20 protein-coding genes and 1 pseudogene are annotated in these 18,272 nt (G+C 74.9%); 14 read left to right on the plus strand and 7 right to left on the minus strand.

Going from position 1 to position 18,272, the window contains the following annotated elements:
- The 5 genes and pseudogenes from AB0H28_RS28275 to AB0H28_RS28295 form a co-directional block, all read left to right on the plus strand.
- Positions 1-285, plus strand: a pseudogene (locus tag AB0H28_RS28275) (phosphoheptose isomerase); the annotation flags it as partial.
- Positions 286-296: 11 nt separating this feature from the next.
- Positions 297-1,787 carry a PfkB family carbohydrate kinase gene (locus tag AB0H28_RS28280; protein WP_358046563.1) on the plus strand — a complete coding sequence of 497 codons (1,491 nt, stop codon included), beginning with the start codon at positions 297-299 and terminating at the stop codon, positions 1,785-1,787.
- A gap of 28 nt (positions 1,788-1,815) precedes the next feature.
- Complete coding sequence (locus AB0H28_RS28285) at positions 1,816-2,511, plus strand: SDR family oxidoreductase (protein WP_358046566.1); 696 nt, start codon at positions 1,816-1,818, stop codon at positions 2,509-2,511.
- Positions 2,508-3,464, plus strand: a complete 957-nt coding sequence (locus tag AB0H28_RS28290; RefSeq protein WP_358046568.1) for a glycosyltransferase family 9 protein — start codon at positions 2,508-2,510, stop codon at positions 3,462-3,464. Before AB0H28_RS28285 ends, AB0H28_RS28290 begins: the two co-directional genes overlap by 4 nt.
- On the plus strand, positions 3,448-4,437 hold the full coding sequence (locus AB0H28_RS28295; protein WP_358046571.1) for a DNA topoisomerase IB: 990 nt from the start codon (positions 3,448-3,450) through the stop codon (positions 4,435-4,437). Before AB0H28_RS28290 ends, AB0H28_RS28295 begins: the two co-directional genes overlap by 17 nt.
- Before the next feature lie 162 nt (positions 4,438-4,599).
- Here the strand turns inward: AB0H28_RS28295 and AB0H28_RS28300 are convergent, their stop codons facing one another.
- The 3 genes from AB0H28_RS28300 to AB0H28_RS28310 form a co-directional block, all read right to left on the minus strand.
- Positions 4,600-5,637, minus strand: coding sequence for a helix-turn-helix domain-containing protein (locus AB0H28_RS28300; RefSeq protein ID WP_358046574.1), 1,038 nt, complete (start codon positions 5,635-5,637; stop codon positions 4,600-4,602).
- Positions 5,638-5,757: 120 nt separating this feature from the next.
- Positions 5,758-6,261 (minus strand): hypothetical protein, encoded by a 504-nt coding sequence (locus AB0H28_RS28305; RefSeq protein ID WP_358046576.1) that lies wholly within the window; start codon positions 6,259-6,261, stop codon positions 5,758-5,760.
- A 64-nt stretch (positions 6,262-6,325) separates the two neighbouring features.
- Entirely contained in the window at positions 6,326-7,957 is a 1,632-nt protein-coding gene (locus tag AB0H28_RS28310; protein ID WP_358046579.1) for an ATP-dependent DNA helicase RecQ, read from the minus strand.
- Between the two features lie 121 nt (positions 7,958-8,078).
- Between AB0H28_RS28310 and AB0H28_RS28315 the strand changes: the two genes are divergently transcribed.
- Together AB0H28_RS28315 and AB0H28_RS28320 are read left to right on the plus strand one after the other, a co-directional pair.
- Positions 8,079-8,915: a methyltransferase domain-containing protein gene (locus tag AB0H28_RS28315; protein ID WP_358046582.1), complete on the plus strand. Its 837-nt coding sequence runs from the start codon at positions 8,079-8,081 to the stop codon at positions 8,913-8,915.
- A 70-nt stretch (positions 8,916-8,985) separates the two neighbouring features.
- Positions 8,986-9,624 carry a helix-turn-helix domain-containing protein gene (locus AB0H28_RS28320; RefSeq protein ID WP_358046585.1) on the plus strand — a complete coding sequence of 213 codons (639 nt, stop codon included), beginning with the start codon at positions 8,986-8,988 and terminating at the stop codon, positions 9,622-9,624.
- A 7-nt stretch (positions 9,625-9,631) separates the two neighbouring features.
- Here AB0H28_RS28320 and AB0H28_RS28325 read toward each other — a convergent pair whose 3' ends face one another.
- Both AB0H28_RS28325 and AB0H28_RS28330 read right to left on the minus strand, forming a co-directional pair.
- Positions 9,632-10,582 (minus strand): TIGR03557 family F420-dependent LLM class oxidoreductase, encoded by a 951-nt coding sequence (locus AB0H28_RS28325; protein ID WP_358046588.1) that lies wholly within the window; start codon positions 10,580-10,582, stop codon positions 9,632-9,634.
- Between the two features lie 68 nt (positions 10,583-10,650).
- Entirely contained in the window at positions 10,651-10,773 is a 123-nt protein-coding gene (locus AB0H28_RS28330) for a hypothetical protein (protein ID WP_282288391.1), read from the minus strand.
- A 253-nt stretch (positions 10,774-11,026) separates the two neighbouring features.
- Here AB0H28_RS28330 and AB0H28_RS28335 point away from each other — a divergent pair, with 253 nt between their 5' ends.
- Positions 11,027-12,526 carry a glycoside hydrolase family 3 N-terminal domain-containing protein gene (locus AB0H28_RS28335; RefSeq protein WP_358046650.1) on the plus strand — a complete coding sequence of 500 codons (1,500 nt, stop codon included), beginning with the start codon at positions 11,027-11,029 and terminating at the stop codon, positions 12,524-12,526.
- Between the two features lie 47 nt (positions 12,527-12,573).
- Here AB0H28_RS28335 and AB0H28_RS28340 read toward each other — a convergent pair whose 3' ends face one another.
- Together AB0H28_RS28340 and AB0H28_RS28345 are read right to left on the minus strand one after the other, a co-directional pair.
- On the minus strand, positions 12,574-12,861 hold the full coding sequence (locus AB0H28_RS28340; RefSeq protein WP_358046592.1) for a GNAT family N-acetyltransferase: 288 nt from the start codon (positions 12,859-12,861) through the stop codon (positions 12,574-12,576).
- Positions 12,858-14,084 (minus strand): cysteine desulfurase-like protein, encoded by a 1,227-nt coding sequence (locus AB0H28_RS28345; protein WP_358046595.1) that lies wholly within the window; start codon positions 14,082-14,084, stop codon positions 12,858-12,860. The genes AB0H28_RS28340 and AB0H28_RS28345 overlap by 4 nt, the downstream gene beginning before the upstream one ends.
- Before the next feature lie 131 nt (positions 14,085-14,215).
- Here AB0H28_RS28345 and AB0H28_RS28350 point away from each other — a divergent pair, with 131 nt between their 5' ends.
- The 6 genes from AB0H28_RS28350 to AB0H28_RS28375 all read left to right on the plus strand — a co-directional run bounded on the left by AB0H28_RS28350 (position 14,216) and on the right by AB0H28_RS28375 (position 18,139).
- Positions 14,216-14,581, plus strand: coding sequence for a hypothetical protein (locus tag AB0H28_RS28350; RefSeq protein WP_358046598.1), 366 nt, complete (start codon positions 14,216-14,218; stop codon positions 14,579-14,581).
- A 79-nt stretch (positions 14,582-14,660) separates the two neighbouring features.
- Positions 14,661-15,482, plus strand: coding sequence for a DUF1206 domain-containing protein (locus AB0H28_RS28355; RefSeq protein ID WP_358046601.1), 822 nt, complete (start codon positions 14,661-14,663; stop codon positions 15,480-15,482).
- 76 nt (positions 15,483-15,558) lie between these two features.
- Entirely contained in the window at positions 15,559-16,761 is a 1,203-nt protein-coding gene (locus AB0H28_RS28360) for a mechanosensitive ion channel family protein (RefSeq protein WP_358046604.1), read from the plus strand.
- Between the two features lie 312 nt (positions 16,762-17,073).
- Positions 17,074-17,508, plus strand: coding sequence for a phage holin family protein (locus AB0H28_RS28365; RefSeq protein WP_358046606.1), 435 nt, complete (start codon positions 17,074-17,076; stop codon positions 17,506-17,508).
- Positions 17,505-17,870 carry a DUF3618 domain-containing protein gene (locus AB0H28_RS28370; protein WP_358046609.1) on the plus strand — a complete coding sequence of 122 codons (366 nt, stop codon included), beginning with the start codon at positions 17,505-17,507 and terminating at the stop codon, positions 17,868-17,870. Before AB0H28_RS28365 ends, AB0H28_RS28370 begins: the two co-directional genes overlap by 4 nt.
- Positions 17,867-18,139 (plus strand): DUF4235 domain-containing protein, encoded by a 273-nt coding sequence (locus AB0H28_RS28375; RefSeq protein ID WP_358046612.1) that lies wholly within the window; start codon positions 17,867-17,869, stop codon positions 18,137-18,139. The genes AB0H28_RS28370 and AB0H28_RS28375 overlap by 4 nt, the downstream gene beginning before the upstream one ends.
- The last annotated feature ends 133 nt before the right edge of the window (positions 18,140-18,272 follow it).

Here is an 18,272-nt window from a genome sequence, read left to right on the forward strand (position 1 = left end):
CTCCTCACCGCCGCCCACGCCGCCCACGACACCGGCCTCCGCTGCTGGGCCTTCACCGGCCCCGCCCCCAACCCCCTCGCCGACCTCTGCCACGAGGCACTCGCCGTCGACTCGCCGGACGGTCAGGTGGTGCAGGAGCTGCACCTGGTCGCGGTCCACGTGCTCTGCGAGCACGTGGACCGGGCGCTGCCGGCGGCGCTCGCCGCCCGGGCCCCGGCCGGCGGCGTGCGGGCCGGCGTCGAGGTGGTGCTGGGTGACCCGGATCCGCAGGTGCGGGCCCGATGAGGAGGTCGAGCATGACGGGACCCGTGGTGGTGCTCGGTGACACGCTGCTGGACCGGGACGTCGAGGGGCTGGTGAACCGGCTCTGCCCGGACTCCCCGGTGCCGGTGCTCGACGAGACCACGTCCGTCGACCGGCCCGGTGGCGCCGGCCTGGCCGCCGTCTTCGCGGCCGCGCAGGGCGCCGAGGTCGCGTTGGTCACCGCCGTCGCCGACGACGCCGGCGGGGCCCGCCTCGGCACCCTGCTGGCCGCCGCCGGGGTGCAGTTGTACGCGCTGCCGCTGACCGGCGCGACGCCGGAGAAGATCCGGCTGCGGGTGCGTGGACGGGTGCTGCTGCGCCACGACCGGGGCGGTGCGGCCGGCGTGCCGGGCGAGCCGGGTGAAGCCGTGCTGCGGTTGCTCGCCACCGCGTCCGCGGTGCTGGTCAGCGACTACGGGCGGGGCGTCGCCGGGCAGCGCGCGCTGTGCGCGGCGCTGGCCGCCACCCGCTCGCCGGTGGTGTGGGACCCGCACCCGCGCGGCCCGGCGCCGGTGCCCGGGGTGCACCTGGCCACCCCGAACGAGCCGGAGGCCCGGGAACTGGCGAAGACGCCGCCCGGCGGGTCCCGCCTGGCGACGGCGTCGCGCAGCGCACAGGCGCTGCGCCGGCGCTGGCAGGCCGGCGCGGTCGCGGTGACCCTGGGTGGGGACGGTGCGTTGCTCTGCCACGCCGGTTCCACCCCGCTCGTGGTGCCGGCGCCGGCCGCCGAGGGGGACACCTGCGGCGCGGGGGACCGGTTCGCCGCCGCGGCAACGCTGGCGCTGGCCCGGGGCGCGCTGGTGTCGGAGGCGGTGCAGGAGGCGGTCACCGAGGCGTCGGCGTACGTGGCCGGTGGAGGAGTGGCCGCCGCGCTGCCGGCGCCGCCGCGGACCGTCGCCGCCCCGGCGGTGCTCACCGCCGGTGGGGAGCGGATCGGCGCCGGTGCCGCCGGTGCGGTGGTGACCCGGGTACGCGCCGCGGGTGGCACCGTGGTGGCCACCGGCGGCTGCTTCGACCTGCTGCACGCCGGGCACGTGGCGACGCTTCAGGCGGCCCGCCAGCTCGGCGACTGCCTGATCGTCTGCCTCAACTCCGACGCCGGGGTGGCCGGGCTCAAGGGGCCCGAGCGGCCGGTCGTGCCGCAGGGCGACCGGAGCCGGCTGCTCACCGCGCTCGGCTGTGTCGACGCGGTGCTGATCTTCGACGAGCCGACGCCGCACGCGGTGCTGTCGTGGCTGCGCCCGGACATCTGGGTCAAGGGCGGCGACTACGCCAGCGGCGGCGGCGCCGAGACGCTGCCCGAGTCGGAGATCCTGGCCCGCTGGGGCGGGCACACGGTGATCGTGCCGTACCTGGACGGGCGGTCCACCACCGACATGATCGCGGCGGCCCGGCTCGGACGCGGCGGCTGGCCGTCCGGTGCGGCGACGGCGGGGACCGCCCGGGAGGCGGTCGTCCGGTCCACGGCGAAGGGAGCACGATGAACGCAACGACACACCGGCCCGGCTCGGCATGAGCGCGCCCGGCGCCGGCCCCACCGTGCTGGTCACCGGCGGATCCAGCGGTCTCGGCGCGGCGGTGGTGGCTGCGGTCGCCGGGGCCGGCGGGCGGCCTCTCGTGCTGGACCGGCAGCGTCCCGCCGACGGGGTGCCCTGGGTCGAGTGCGACCTGGCCGACACCCGCGCCGCCGAGTCGGCCACCCGCGACCTGGCGGAACGCTCCGGCGGGCTGGACGCCGTGGTCACCGCCGCCGGGGTGGACGTGCCCGGCAAGCTGGCCGACGTGCCGGCGGAGACCTGGGAGCGGATCGTCACGGTGGACCTGCTCGCCACCGCCGCGGTGATCCGGGCCGCGCTGCCCTTCCTGGCGGCGTCCCGGGGCACCATCGTGACCGTCGCCTCCACGCTCGGCGTCAAGGCGGTGGGCGACGCCACCGCGTACTGCGCGGCCAAGTTCGGGGTGGTCGGCTTCACCCGGGCGTTGGCCGCCGAACTCGCCGGCGCGGTCGGGGTGACCCTGCTCGTGCCCGGCGGCATGCGCACCGCCTTCTTCGACGAGCGGGACGCGCAGTACCGTCCCGGCCCCGACGCGGTGCTCAACGAACCGGCCGACACCGCCGCCGCGGTCATGTTCGCGCTGTCCCAGCCGGCCGGCTGCGCGATCCGCGAGATGGTGGTCTGCGCCGAGCGGGAGTCCTCGTACCCGTGATCCTGGTGTTGCGCGCGCTCGGGGTCGGTGACCTGGCCGCCGCGGTGCCGGCGCTGCGCGGCCTGCGGGTCGGGCTGCCGGGGCGGGAGCTGGTGCTGGCCGCCCCGGCCTGGCTGGCGCCGCTGGCGGAGTTGACCGGGGCGGTGGACCGGGTGCTGCCCACCACCGGGCCGCACCGGATCGGGTGGGTCGGGCCGCCACCTGAGGTGGCGGTGAACCTGCACGGCCGGGGGCCCGAGTCGCACCGGGCGCTGGCCGCCACCGGCCCGGGGCGGCTGCTCGCCTACCGGAACCCGTCGGCCGGTCACCTGGACGGCCCGACCTGGGACGGCGACGAGCACGAGGTCCGCCGCTGGTGCCGGCTGCTGCACGGGTACGGTCTGCCAGCCGACCCGGGAGACCTGGCGCTGCGCCGTCCGGCGCCGGCCGGCGTACCCACTGGAATGACGGTGCTGCACCCGGGCGGCAAGGTCCCGGCGAAGCGCTGGCCGGCGGACCGCTTCGCCGGGCTGGCCCGGGCGCTGACCGCGCGCGGGCACCGGGTGGTGTTCACCGGCTCGGCGGACGAGCGGGCGCTGGCCGCCCGGGTGGCGGCCGACGCCGGGCTGCCGCCGTCGGCGGTGCTGGCCGGCCGGACCGGCCTGGCCGAACTGGCCGCGCTGGTCGCCGACGCGCGCCTGGTGGTCAGCGGCGACACCGGCGTGGCCCACCTCGCCACCGGCTACGGCACCGCCTCGGTGGTGCTGTTCGGGCCGGTGCCGGCGGCGCACTGGGGACCGCCGGCGGACCGGCCCCGGCACCGGGCGCTCGGCGGCACCGGACGGGCGGCCGGCCGGGATTCGACCGATCCGGGCCGGGTAGGAACGCACCCGAGTCTGGATGCCGTCGGGATCGACGAGGTGGTGGCGGCGGTGGCCGAGGTGGAGCGGGTGCCCGGTGCGGTTGCGGCGTAGCGATCCGGGCCGGCCGGGGTACGGGCGCCGGCGGCGCGGCAAGGGCTGGCTCTTCCTGGACGCGAAGGGCGAGCCGGTACGCGACGCGGACGAGCTGGCCCGCCTGCGGGAGCTGGTCATCCCGCCGGCCTGGCGGGACGTGTGGATCTCGCCGTACCCGAACGGGCACATCCAGGCCACCGGCATCGACGCGGCCGGGCGCAAGCAGTACCTCTACCACCCGCAGTGGCGCCGCAAGCGCGACGAGGCCAAGTTCGACCACGTGTTGGAGGTGGCGCACCGGCTGCCGGCGCTGCGGGACCGGGTCGCGCACGACCTGGCGCTGCGCGGGCTGCGGCGCGAGCGGGTGCTGGCGACCGTGGCCCGGCTGCTCGACATGGGCGCGTTCCGGGTCGGCAGCGACCAGTACGCCACCGGCGACGATCCCACGTTCGGTGTGGCCACGCTGCGTCCCGAGCACGCGCGCTCCCGCGGTGGGTGCGTCGTCTTCGAGTTTCCGGCCAAGGGCGGCATCGAGCAGGTGCGCCGGATCGAGGACGCCGAGCTGTGCCAGGTGCTGCTGAACCTGCGCCGGCGGCGGCGCGCCCAGGAGCGGCTGTTCGGCTACTGGGACGGGCGGGCCTGGCGTGACGTGCGCAGTGACGAGGTCAACGACTACCTGCGCGACGCCAGCGGTGGGGAGATGACCGCGAAGGACTTCCGTACCTGGCACGCGACCGTGCTGGCCGCCGCCGAGCTGGCCACGGCCGGCCCGCGGCGTTCCGCCACCGCCCGCAGACGGGCCGTGGCGGCGGTGATGCGCTCGGTCGCCGACCTGCTCGGCAACACCCCCACGGTGGCCCGGACCTCCTACGTGGATCCGCGTGTGGTCGACCTCTATCACGATGGGGTGTTCGCGCCGGTGCGGCCGGAGATGCCGCGTGAGGCGGTGGAGAGGTTGGTGCTGGCGCTGCTGGAGGAGGAGGCCGACTGACCCGACCGGCCCCGTCGGTCCTGGGGGGAAGCGGCGGGGCCGGAGACCGGAGTCGTGCGTCGCGGAGGGCCACCGCCGGGGCGGGGCCGCCCGCGGCTGGACCGCCGCGGGCGCCACGCCACGGCCCCCCGTTACCGGTGGGCCGCCACGGGCGGCCCGGGTTCAGTATGTACGTGGTGGGTTGACTTCGGACGCCGCGCTGTTGACGATCCGTGCCTGTTCCAGACGACGCGCCCGGTGCGCCTGCGGTGACTCGTCCTGCGCGGCCCGGAAGACGCGGCTGAAGTGGGCCTTGTCCCGGAATCCCCACCGGGCGGCGACGAGTTGGATCGAGCGGTCGCCCAGCGCCGGGTCGGCCAGGTCGCGCCGGCACCGGGCCAGCCGCTCGTCGCGGATGTAGGCCGCGACGGTGGTCTCCTCGGCCTCGAAGAGCCGGTGCAGGGAACGCACCGAGATGTGGTGCGCGTCGGCGATGGTGGCCGGGTCCAGCGTCGTCTCGCCGAGATGCTGCCGGACGTAGGCCTGCACCTGGGCCAGCAGGGCGCGATGCCGGACCTCGGTCGGGACCGCCTCCGCGGAGACCAGGTGGCGGCCGAGCAGCGTGGCGACCAGGTCCAGGCCGACCGCGCCCAGCCGTTCGGCGTCGACCGCGTGGTACTGCTCCGGATGGCTGGCGATCCGGACGAGGTAGTCGGCCAGCAGCGCGCCGACGCCCTCGCGGCCGGACATCCGGCCGGCGAACAGGGGGGTGAGCCGGCGGTGGGACAGCGGCAGCGCCGCGTGCGGAATGATGGCCACGATCGACGCGGCCCGGTCGTTCTCGTCGGCGTGGTGGCTGAGTTCCTGCGGCCGGGCGCAGTCGAAGAAGGTGAAGTCGCCGGGTGGACAGATGCCGCGCTGGCCGTCCTGGTCGGCGACGCCGGTGCCGTTGAGCGTCAGCGCGAGCAGGTAGCAGTCCGCATCCGAGCGCTGGATCAGCTTCCGGGTCCGGGTTCCGTCCAGTGAGGGGTAGCGGTGCCGGATGAGTTGCATCGGACCGAGGTCGAGGAACTCCGCCCGGGCCAGGAAGTTGTCGGCGTGCTCGGTGCGGACCCGCATGAGCGTCGGCGTCCGGGCGAGCATCTCCAGCCACAGCCCGAAGCGGTCGGCGGCGGGTATCCGCGCCGTGTCGAAGATCTGCCGTTGCAGCACCGTGTCCATGAGCGACCCCCGTGGTTCGTCGTCCCCATAGACACGACGCCCCACGGGGCCGAAAAGCGACAACCCGTGGGGCGTGACCTCCGTCATTGACGGACATGAACACTTCTGTTAAGAGTCCGCTCAGTCGTTGAGCACCTGGGACAGCCGGTCCCGGAACCGGCGCTCCGAGTCGCTGACCACGTCGCCGCCGATGCCCAGGATGCCGCCGGTGGAGGCGGCGCCCACCACCTGCTCGGCGATCTCCACCAGCCAGTGCCGGTAGGCCCCGGACTGCCCCTCGTCCACCTTGCCGGTGAGCAGGGCGGCGGCCTGACCGGCGCGGGCGAGCACATCCTCGATCATCGCCGTCGGGTCGTTCGGCGTGATCACCGGTAGCTCCGCGCCGGCCTCCGGGTCACCGACCCGGGAGACGACCTCGCCGGCCACGGCGGCGACCAGCGGACTGGCCGACTCGCGACCCGCGGCGATGGTCTCCAGCCCGGCGGCGTTCTCGGCCATGGTCCGCCGGGTGCCGTCGGACTCGGCCGCCGCCGCCGCGGTGAGCACCGCCTGCGGCAGACCCACCAGCAGCCCCCACTCCTCGTCCGAGACGCCGAACCGGGTGTACGCCGGCTGCTCGATCACGATCAGGTTCCTTTCGCCGTGGTCGTCGTTGTCGACGGGCACCGTCGCGGGTGCCCGGGTCAGGCTAGTCCAGTTCCAGCAGGCCCTGTTCGGACACCACGCGCACGGACAGCGTCTTGTAGCCCACCTCGTCGAAGAGCACCGTCATCCGGTCGTCCTCGTAGTTGAGCACCAGGCCGGATCCCCACTCGCCGTGGCGGACCTGGCTGTGCACCGGGAACGGACCGACCGCGCCGTCGTTCGCGACGCTGGTGCCCTCGTGGCAGTTGTCGCAGTGGCCGCAGACCGCGCTCATCTGCTCACCGAAGTAGGCCAGCAGAACCTGCCCGCGGCAGCCGGTGGTCTCGGCGAACGCGCGCATCATGTCGGTCCGTGACCGGGTCACGGTCTGCTGCCGCTCGGCCTCGGCGCGCGCGGCCTGCCCGGACTCGATCGCGTCGGGCGCGTAGCGGGGCGCGCCGACGCGCTGGCGCGCCCGCGGCTCGGCGGCGCCGATCTGCTCCAGCAGGGACAGGTACTGGCCGAGCTTGCGCGGGCCCAGCCCGGTCAGCTCGCGCAGTTCCTTGCGGGTGCGGGCCTTGCTCCGCAGCACCGCGGCGAGATCGGCCAGCTCCTTGGGGTCCGGCAGGCCGCCGCTGAAGTAGCGCTGGAGGCCGACGTCCTCCGACCGCCAGAGCAGCAGCACCCGCGACGGCGAGCCGTCCCGCCCGGCCCGGCCGATCTCCTGGAAGTAGCTGTCCGGTGAGTCGGGCAGCGCCATGTGCACCACCCAGGCGATGTTCGGCTTGTCGATGCCCATGCCGAACGCCGAGGTGGCCACCATGATCGGCACCTGGTCGGCGAGGAACGCCTCGTGCAGCTCGTGTCGCGCCGCGGTGGGCATGCCGCCGTGGTAGAACTCGGCCGGGAAGCCGGCGCCGGTCAGCCGCTCGGCCAGTTCCTCGGCCGCGCGCCGGGTGGGCACGTAGATGATGCCCGGGCGTTCGTCGTCGCGCAGCAGCGCGATCAGCCGCCGCCACCGGTAGTCGTCGGTCGGGCAGTAGGCCACCTCCAGGAAGAGGTTGGGTCGGTCCAGCCCGGAGACCACCACCTCGGGCTCGCGCAGCCGCAGCCGGGCGATGATGTCGTCGCGGACCGGCGGGGAGGCGGTGGCCGTCAGCGCCACCACCGGGGGCCGGCCGAGGCCGTCGATGAGGTGGCCGAGCGCCAGATAGTCCGGCCGGAAGTCGTGTCCCCAGGACGAGATGCAGTGCGCCTCGTCGATCGCGACCAGCGCCGGGGAGAGCGAGCGGACCTCGGCGAGCCGGTCCGGGTTGCTCAACGCCTCTGGCGTGATGAAGAGGAACTCGGCCCGGCCGGCCCGGATCTCCTCGATCGCCTCGGCCTGCTGCGCGGCGCTCTCGTCCGAGCTGATCCGCACCGCACGCAGCTCCGGGCGTTGCCGCTCGTTGAGCGCGGCGATCTGGTCCTGCTGGAGCGCGAGCAGCGGCGAGATGACCACGGTCGGGCCGGGGATGAGGCTGGCCGGGATCTGGTAGATCGCCGACTTGCCGGCCCCGGTGGGCAGCACCACCAGGGCATCGTGGCGCTTCATGACGGCGCGCATCGCGGCCAGCTGGTTGGGCCGCAGCGCGGTCCAGCCGAACAGGTTCTTCGCCGCGCGGCGCAGGTCGGTGGCGTGCGTGGTCAGTTTCATCAACGGCCACAGCTACCCCCGCGTTCCGCGCGCGAAACCGCTGTCCGGGTTGACGTGTGGTAACGGTCGACGGCATTATGAACATGCGTTCGTGAACAGTTGTTCAAACTAGGGGGCGGACGTGACCCACACCGGCAACGACGAGCAGGAACGCGCCTGGAACGGCTACGAGGGCCGGCACTGGGCCGAGCACCGGCACCGCTACGACGCGGTGAACGCCGGCTTCAACGAGCTGCTGCTCGCCGCCGTCGAGCCGGGCGACCGGGTGCTCGACGTCGGCTGCGGCACCGGCCAGTTGACCCGCCTGGCCGCCGCCCGCGCCGGCACCGGGTCGGCGCTCGGGATCGATCTCTCCGCGCCGATGCTGGCCGCCGCCCGCGCCGCCGCCGCCGCGGAGGCGGTGTCCAACGTCGAGTTCGTCCGGGCCGACGCCCAGGTGCACCCGTTCACCCCCGCCGGCGCCGACGTGGTGCTGAGCCGGTTCGGCGTGATGTTCTTCGCCGCGCCGGTAGTCGCGTTCGCGAACCTGACCCGGGCGCTGCGCCCGGGCGGGCGGCTGGCCTTCGTCTGCCTCGACGGCTGGCGCCGCGGCGACCTCGGCGCGGCGCTCGCGCCGCTCGCCGGGCTCCCGTCGCCGGCCGGCGGTGACGCGCCGGCCGGCGGGCCGCTCTCGCTGGCCGACCCGGCGGTCACCCGCCAGGTGCTCGCCGACGCCGGCCTGGTCGACGTCGACTGCGCGCCCCACGAGCTGCCCGGCACCTGGGGGCGCGACGCCGCCGAGGCCGGCGCGTTCCTGGCCGGGTGGGGACCGGTCCGGCACCGACTCGCCCCGCTCGGCCCGGCCGCCGGCGAGCGGGTCCGCGACGAGCTGGTGACGGCCATGCGCCCGTTCGCCGGCCCGGACGGCGTCCGGTTGCGCACCGCCGCCTGGCTGGTGACCGCCCGCCGGCCGGGCTGACCCGGCCCACACGCCGCCGGGGCCGGCTCGCACGGGGGAGCCGGCCCCGGTGCACCTAGGATTCCCGGTGATGGCACCCAGGAGAGCGGCCGCGTTGCGGGGCGGCGAGCAGAGTCTGCGCGAGCACCTGATCGCGGCTGCCGCGCGGCTGCTGGCGCGGCGGGGGGCGGCCGGGCTCACCGTCCGCGACGTGGCCCGCGAGGCCGGCGTGGCCGACGGGGTGCTCTACAACCACTTCGCCGACAAGGAGGAGTTGCTCGCCCACGCGCTGCACGCGCACGTACGCGCGGTCGAGGCGGCGCTGGAGGCCGCCGTCCCGCGGCCCGGCGCGGGCACCCTGGCCGGCAACCTCCGGGCCTGGCTGGAGCGGGCGCTGGCCCTGCACGCGGCGATCCTGCCGGCCCTCGCCGGCCTGACCACCCAGCCGAAACTGGTGGCCCGGCTCGCCGAACTGCCCGCCCTGCCCGGCGGCGACCCGGGCGTACGGGTGGAGTTCGCCGACTACCTGCGCGCCGAGCAGCGCCTGGGCCGGGTCGCGCCGACGGTCGAACCCCGGGCGGCGGCGACACTGCTCGTCGGCGTCTGCCACGACCTGGTGCTCGGCCACCTGCTGGACCCGGGCGGCGCGCCGCCGGAACCCGACCCGGGCCTGGTCGACGCGCTGGTCGAGACGCTGCTGCGCGGCGTGGCGCCCGCCGGGTCGAGCTGAGCGACACTCACCGCAGCCGGGGCAGCACCTCCCGCTGGTAGAGGTCGAACAGACCCGACCAGTGCGGGCCGGTGTTCGCCACGTACACCTCGTCGAAGCCGGCCTTGGCGTACCGGTCGATCATCTCCAGGTGGGCGTCGGCGTCCCGGCCGCAGACGAAGGCCTCCCGCACCTGCTCCGGCCGGACCAGTTGCGCGGCCTGTTCGAAGTGGCGCGGCGAGGGGAGCACCTGGGACAACTCGCCCGGCACCCCGGCGTTGGGCCAGCGCTCGTACGCGATCCGCGCGCCCTCGTCGGCGGTGTCGGCGTACGCGGCCTTGAAACCGCCCTGGCACGGCTTGTCGCCGCCGCCGGCGTCGCGGAACCGGCGCACCATGTCGGCGTCGGGCATGGTGCTGACGTAGCCGTCGCCGATTCGCGCGGCCAGCTCGATCGCCTTCGGGCCGAAGCCGGAGACGTAGATCGACGGGGGCGTCTCGGGGCGGGTGTAGATCCGCGCGTGCTCGACCGTGTAGTGCGTGCCGTGGTGGTTGACGAAGTCGCCGCGCCACAGCTCCCGGATCACCTCGACCGCTTCCTCCAGCATCTCCAGCCGGACGTCGGCCTGCGGCCAGGCGTCGCCGAGGATGTGCTCGTTCAGCGCCTCGCCGGTGCCCACCCCGAGCACGAAGCGCCCCTCGTGCAGCACCGCGCTGGTGGCCGCCGCCTGGGCGATGACCGCGGGGTGCACGCGCACGGTCGGGCAGGTGACCGCCGTGGTCACCGGCAGCCGGCAGACCTGGCTGAGGGCGCCGATGGTCGACCAGACGAACGGGCTCTGGCCCTGTGCGTCGACCCACGGGTGGTAGTGGTCGGAGATCCACAACGCCTCGAAGCCGGCCTGCTCGGCGCCGCGCGCCTGGGCCAGCAGCTCCGCCGGGGTGTATTCCTCGCTGGACAGGAAGTAGCCGATCCTCATTGTTTCCCCTCCGCCGTGTCCGGACACCGGGATCCCTACCCGGGCGCGGCGGTCCGAACCCCCCGGGGTCAGCGGCGGAACATCGCCCGGATCGCGATCAGCAGGAACAGGGCGCCGACCACCAGGCCGAGCAGGCGTACGCCGGGGATGTCGGCGGCGCTGGTGGCGTCGGCGAGCGGCAGGGCGGGCATGCCTGAACTCTCCCACGGTCGACGGCCCGAGGCCAGCGCCTAACAGTAAGGATTGTTGACTATTTAGCTGCGCGATGTGACCATGGCAGCACCCGTCGGTCGTGACGGGTCCGTGGGGAAGACGGGGGTAGGACAGCGCATGAGCGAGCGCACCGAGCGGAGCGAGGGCCACGAGCGCATGCCCAGCCGGCACCGCATGAGCGAGCGCACCGAGCGGAGCGAGGGCCACGAGCGCATGCCCAGCCGGCACCGCATGAGCGAGCGCACCGTCGGAGCGACCGGAGACCTGGCGGCGCTCGCCGCCGCCGTCCTGCAACCCGGGTTCGTCGGCACCACCCCGCCGCCCTGGGTCTGCCGCTGGCTCGGCGAGGGGCTCGGCTCGGTGGTTCTCTTCGCCCGCAACGTCGTCGACCACGACCAGGTAGCGACGCTGACCGCGAACCTGCGGGCGGAACGGAGGGACGTGATCGTCGCGATCGACGAGGAGGCCGGCGACGTCACCCGGATCGAGTCCGCCCGGGGCAGTTCCCGGCCCGGCAACTTCGCCCTCGGCGTGGTGGACGACCCGGCGCTGACCGAGGAGGTCGCCCGCGACCTGGGCGCCGAGCTGGCCTCGGTCGGCGTCACCCTCGACTACGCGCCGGACGCCGACGTCAACTCCAACCCGGCCAACCCGGTGATCGGGGTGCGCTCGTTCGGTGCCGACCCCGAGCTGGTCGCCCGCCACACCGCCGCCTGGGTACGCGGGCTCCAGTCCGGTGGCGTCGCGGCCTGCGCCAAGCACTTTCCCGGCCACGGCGACACCCGGGTCGACTCCCATCACGACCTGCCGCGCATCGGCGCGGACCGGGCCCGCCTCGACGCGGTCGAGCTGGCCCCGTTCCGGGCCGCGGTGGCGGCCGGGGCGCAGGCGGTGATGACCGGCCACCTGCTGGTGCCGGCGCTCGACGCGGAGCTGCCGGCCACGCTCAGCGCGCCCATCCTGGGCGGCCTGCTCCGTGAGGAGCTGGGCTTCGGCGGCGTGGTGGTGACCGACGCGGTGGAGATGCGGGCGGTGTCCGACCGCTACGGCTTCGCCGGGGCGGCGGTCCGCGCGCTCGCCGCCGGCGCCGACGCGATCTGCGTGGGCGGGGAGCGGGCCACCGAGGCCGATGCCCGCGAACTGCGGGACGCGATCGTCGCTGCCGTGGTCGGCGGGGAACTGCCCGAGGAGCGGCTGGCCGAGGCGGCCAAGCGGGTCGGTCAGCTCGCCGCGTGGAGCGTCGCGGCCCGCGCCGACCGCGAGGCCGTCCGGGCCGCGGCGGACGGCTCGTCGATCGGTCTGACCGCCGCCCGCCGGGCCGTGCGGGTCACCGGCGACGCCGCGCTGCTGCCGCTGGCCGGGCCGGCGCACGTGGTGGAGTTCGCGCCCCCGCGCAACATCGCCATCGGCGAGGAGACGCCGTGGGGGATCGCCGCGCCGCTGGCCCGCCTGGCGCCCGGCACCACCACCGCCCGGTACGCCGCCGATGCCGTCCCCGCCGATCCGGCGGCCGGCTCGGCCGACCGGCCGCTGGTGCTGGTCGTGCGCGACCTGCACCGGCACGGCTGGATGCGGGACGCGGTGCGCCGCGCCCTGGCCACCCGCCCGGACGCGGTGGTCGTCGAGCTGGGCGTGCCCGAGCTGCCCGCCGGTCGGGTGCACCTGGCCACCCACGGGGCGACGGCGGCGGCGGCCCGCGCCGCCGCCGAGCTGCTGGCCGGGACGCGCTGAGACTCCCGGTCCGGCCGGGTGGGGAGGTCCCCCGGCCGGACCGGGCCTCAGGGCGCGTCGACCACCAGGTCGGCGTAGTCCGGGTGGCGCTCGATGAACGCGGCCATGAACGGGCACCGGGGCACCACCCGGCCGCCACGGGCCCGGACCTTCTCCAGCGTGCCCCGGATCAGCGCGCCGCCCACCCCTTGCCCCTGGAAGCGGTCGTCGACCTCGGTGTGCGTGAAGACCAACACCTCGCCGCGCGGCAGGTACGCGCTGAACCCGGCCAGCGCGTCGTCGACCAGGATCTCGAAGCGGTGCTTGGCGGCGTTCTCCTCGACCAGGAAGCTCACCGGACCATCGTCCTCCCGTCGCCGGCCAGCCGGTCCAACTCGGCCAGCAGCCGGTCCACCTCGTCGGCGGTGTTGTAGTGGTAGACGCTCGCCCGGACGGCGCCGCCGGAGTCGCGTAGGCCCATCGCCTCGAAGTACTCGTAGGCGTAGTAGTCACCCGAGGAGAGGCAGAGGCCCGCCTCGCCCAGTGCCGCGGCGGTCGCCGCCGGGGTCCGGCCGGCCACCCTGAACGACACGGTCGGGCAGCGCCGGGCCGGCGAGCCGTAGACGCTGACGAACGGCCGGGACGTCAGTCCGGCGAGCAGCCGGTCGAAGACCGCCTCCTCGTGCGCCTGCGCGGCGGCCAGGCCGGCGCGTACCCGTTCGCGTCGGTCGCCGGTCGCGGCCGGGTCGAGCGCGGCCAGGTGGTCCACCGCGGCGGCCACGCCGGCCAGCAGCGGGAAGCTGGGGGTGCCGTACTCGAACCGGTCCGGCACCGCGTCGGCGGAGGGCAGCAGTTTCGCCGGGCGCAGCGCGGCCCACCACGCCGGGTCGGCGACCATCGCCGCCAGGTGCGGCCCCGACCACTTGTAGGCGCTGGTGACCAGCACGTCCGCGCCGAGCGAGGTCAGGTCGGTGGGGCCGTGCGGCACGGAGTGCACCCCGTCGACGCAGACCAGCGCGCCGGCGGCGTGCGCGGTCTTGGCGATCGCGGCCACGTCCGGCGCGGTGCCTATCGCGTTGCTGCCGGCGGTCACCGCGACCAGCCGGGTGCGCGCGGTGACCAGGTCGGCGTACTGGCCGGCGGGCAGCTCGCCGGTGACCGGGTCGAACTCGGCCCAGCGCACCGTCGCGCCGGCCGCCTCCGCGGCCTGCACCCACGGGCGGACGTTGGCGTCGTGGTCCAGCCGGGACACCACCACGTCGTCGCCGGGCCGCCAGCTCGCGCCCAGCGTCCGGGCCAGCGTGTAGGTCAGCGCGGTGGCGCTGGGCCCGAGCACCACGCCCGCGGGGTCCGCGCCGAGCAGGTCGGCGACCGCGGCCCGGGCCCCGGCGACCAGCTCCAGCGCGCGCCGGCCGGGGGCGAAGGCGGTGCTGCGGTTGCCCGTCGCGGCGCGCATGGCCTCGGCCACCGCGTCGATCACCGCGGCGGCGGTCTGGGTGCCGCCGGCGCCGTCGAAGTGGACGAACCCCTCGTCCAGCGCGGGATAGCGCCGCCGCACCCGGGCAACATCGAATGCCATTCCCGCACCCTAGCGCGGAAGGAGGGGCCCCTTCTTAACGCCTCCGGTAGAGGCGGGGCCCCTTGTTAACGCCGCGTGGCGGCGCGCGCACGTCCACGGGGGCGTGGTCGGCGGGCGGTACCGTTGGGGAGGTGACGAACCGACGCGCCACCCTCGCCCTGACCCCTGCCCGTCGCGCCGCCGGGCTGCTCGCCGGTCTCGCCCTCGGTGCCGCGGTGCTCGCCGGTTGCAGCTCGAACGGCGCCGACACCGACTGCGGCCTGGACGCCTGCACCATCGCCTTCGACCGCGGCGTGAACGCCAGCGCCTCCATCCTCGGCGTCGAGGCCAAGCTGATCGGCGCCCAGGACGACCAGGTCACCGTCGAGGTGGCCGGTGAGCAGCTCTCGCTCAGCACCGGGCAGCAGGCCACCGAGGTCGGCGGTTTCCAGGTCAGCCTGGACAGCGTGACCGACCAGCAGGTGGTGCTCCGGGTGGCCCGCAACCCCAACGGCTGATCCCTTTCGGCCGGGCGGCGGTCGACGGCCGGCGGGCGCCGACGTTTGGAAAACCGCACGTCGGGAGATTGAGGGGCGCATGTCTGTCACCCGAAACGCCGGAGCCACCGCCGCCCAGGCCAAGAACAGCCGGTGGCTCGAACTGTTGACCCGCGTCGGCTTCATCGGCTATGGAATCGTGCACCTCCTCTTCGCCTGGCTGGCGTTGCAGATCGCCTTCGGCAGCTCCGAGGAAGAGGGCAACCAGAACGGCGCGCTGCGCACCCTCGGTGAGCAGCCGCTCGGCAAGTTCGTGTTGATCGCTATCGCGGTGGGGCTCTTTGCCATGGCACTCTGGCAGGCCTTCCAGGCGGTGATCGGCCACCAGTCCAAGACCGGCAAGGAGAAGGTCTTCGAGCGGATCGCCTCCGTGGTCCGGGTCGTCGTCTTCGTCTGGCTGGGCTGGACCGCGATCAAGGTCGTCCAGGACGCCAGCGCCAACGCCTCCAACCGGCAGCAGCAGCTCACCGAGAAGCTGATGGCCAACGACGGTGGCCGCTGGCTGGTCGGCCTGGCCGGTCTGGTGCTGGCCGCGGTCGGCGTCGGCATGGTGATCTACGGCATCAAGAAGAAGTTCGAGCGCAACCTCAAGATCGGCGAGATGGACCCGAAGACGCGGCAGGTCACCCGTCGTCTCGGGATGGCCGGGTACGCCGCCCGGGGCACGGTCTTCGCCATCGCCGGCCTGCTCATCGTGGTCGCCGCCGTGCAGTACGACCCGGAGAAGGCACGTGGCCTGGACGCTGCCCTGCGGACGCTGCGCGACCAGCCGTACGGCCCGTGGCTGCTGTCGCTGATGGCGCTCGGCATCGCCGCGTTCGGGGTGTTCTGCTTCTTCCAGTCCCGGTTCCGCAAGGTCTGAGCGTGGTCGATGTCCGGCCCGCCGGGCACCATTGGGCCTTTGCCCGATTCCCGCCCGGGCTGGAGGGAGAACGCACGTGCAGAGCTATCTGGTGACCGTCGCCGCCGCGCTGGCCGCGGCGGCGGTCGCGTTGGTGCTGGTCGAGGTGGTGCACCGGGTGACCCGTCGCCTCGGCCGCCGGTCGCTGCTGATGACCGAGCTGACCGAGCACGCGCACCGCGCGTTCCAGGTCGCCGCCACCGTGGTCGGCGTGCAACTCGCGGTCCGGTTCACCACGCTCTACGCGGTGGGCAGCCCGTGGCGGCAGTTCGTCCTGCACACCCTGGGGCTGGGCATGATCGCCGCGATCGCCTGGCTGGTGGCCGCGCTGCTGGTGGTGGCGGAGGACACCGCGCTGGCCCGGTTCCGGATGGACGTGCCGAACAACCGGCACGCCCGGCGGGTGCGGACCCAGGTGGTGCTGCTGCGCCGGCTGACCATCGCGGTGATCGTGATCCTCGCGGTCGGCGTGATGCTGATGACGTTCCCGTCGGTGCGCGGCGTCGGCGCCGGCGTGCTCACCTCCGCCGGTGTGGTGGCCGCGGTCGCGGCGCTCGCCGCGCAGAGCCTGCTCGGCAACGTCTTCGCCGGCCTGCAACTCGCCTTCAGCGACGCGGTACGCCTCGACGACGTGGTGGTGATCGAAGGGGAGTGGGGCCGGGTCGAGGAGCTGACGCTCAGCTACGTGGTGGTGCAGGTCTGGGACGACCGGAGGTTGATCCTGCCCACCTCCTACTTCACCAGCAAGCCGTTCCAGAACTGGACCCGCACCGAGGCGAAGGTGCTCGGCACCGCCGAGTTCGACCTGGACTGGGCCATCCCGGTGCAGGCCATGCGGGCGGAGTTGCGCCGGCTCTGCGAGGGCACCGACCTGTGGGACCGCCGGGTCTGCGTGCTCCAGGTGACCGACGCCACCGGCGGCATGGTCAAGGTCCGTGCCCTGGTCAGCGCCGCCGACGCGGGCAGCCTCTGGGACCTGCGCTGCCTGGTCCGCGAGAACCTGGTGACCTGGGTACGCGACCATCGCCCGACCGCCCTGCCCCGGCTGCGGGCCGAGGTGGGCGACCCCGGCGGGCCGCTGCCCTGGCAGGTGACGCAGCCGCAGCCGCGCCGGACGATCCGCCGGCCGGCCGACACCGAGGCGCCGGACGACGCGCGGGTCTTCGGCGGCAGCGACGACGGCGACGCCCGCAGCGAGGTGTTCGTGGGCCGGGAGGACCACGCCGGGGCCCGCGGCTGACCCGATGCCCCCCGGTCGGAAGCCCCGGCCGCGGGAGGCGGCCGGGGCTTCCGATTCTGCGGCGGGCTCCGTGACCCGGCGCCCGCGCGGCGCGTTGTCCGTCCGGGACGGGTACGCGGCCGGCCGGTCCGTTCGCGGAGTGTCGGGCCGGGTGGGTTTGATCGGGGCGTTCCGGGGGACCTGCTGCCCATGCCCCGGATTCCGGCCGAGCTCGGACTCCGGAGGCGCGGCCGGGCCGACCGGCCGCTCCGCGCAGGATTGACGGGCGGCGACTCCGGGCATACAGCGCGGTGATGATGAAAGGAGGACAGCATGGCTGACGTCGCGAGTCGCAGCACGTCCCAGACCGGGAACGAGCCGTCCACCGCGGAACTGGTGCAACGGGCCACCGAACAGGTCACCCGCCTGGTTCGGGACGAACTGGCCCTGGCCCGGGCGGAGCTGACCCAGAAGGGCAAGCACGCCGGGATCGGGATCGGTCTGTTCGGCGGTGGCGGGGTGATGGCCCTCTACGGCGCTGGCGCGCTGGTCGCCACCGTGATCCTGTTGTTGGCGCTGGTCATGCCGGCGTGGCTGGCCGCGCTGATCGTGGCGGTGGCGCTGTTCCTGCTCGCCGGGATCCTGGCGCTCGTGGGCAAGAAGCAGGTCAGCCGTGCCGTCCCGCCGGTGCCGGAGGCGGCGGTCCGCAGTGTCCGGGCGGACGTCGACACGGTCACCGCCGCGGTGAAGGACGGGAGGCGGGCATGACCGGCAACGGAACCGGCAACGGAGCCGGCAACGGGACCGGGGACGTGGCGGCGCTCCGGGAGGAGATCCGCCGGACCCGGGTGGAGCTCGGCGAGACGATGGAGTTGCTGGCGGCCCGGGCCGATCCGAAGGCGCTGGTGCGGCACTCCGCCGAGCAGGCGAAGGCGCGGATGCGCGAGCAGGCGGCACAGACCGTGGCCCGGGTGCGGGGGCGGGCGGCCGAGCGGGCCCGGCTGGTCCGGGCGCAGGCGTACGACTCGGGTGGCACCCTCGGGCGCAGCCCGTTGCCGTGGGCGGCGGTCGCGGCCGGCGCGGTGGTGACCGCGGTGGTGCTGTTGGTGGTCCGAGGGAGGCGCAGGTGAGCGGCAAGATCGGTAAGGCGGCGTACAAGCCGGTGGGGGTGCTGCTCGGCCTGGCCGCCGGTGCGGTCGCCGGAATGGTCTTCCGGCAGGTCTGGAAGCTGGCCGCGGGCGAGGACGACGCGCCGAGCGCCACCGACGAGGAGCGTGGGTGGGGCGAGGTGCTCGCCGCGGCGGCCCTGCAGGGGGCGATCTTCTCGGCGGTCCGGGCGGCCGTCGACCGGGGCGGCGCGGTCGGTGTGCGCCGGATGACCGGGCACTGGCCGGACTGATTCGACACTTTGGAAGACCCCTTCCCCCGACCTGGGGGAAGGGGTCTTTCGCACGGCCGCCGCGGCCCGCCCGGCGATCACCGCGCGACCTTCAGGTCACATGTCGGAGAATTTCGTCCGGTAGGCTGTGCGA

The organism is Micromonospora sp. NPDC050980, from assembly GCF_040653835.1.
In the GTDB taxonomy this organism is placed as follows: domain Bacteria; phylum Actinomycetota; class Actinomycetes; order Mycobacteriales; family Micromonosporaceae; genus Micromonospora.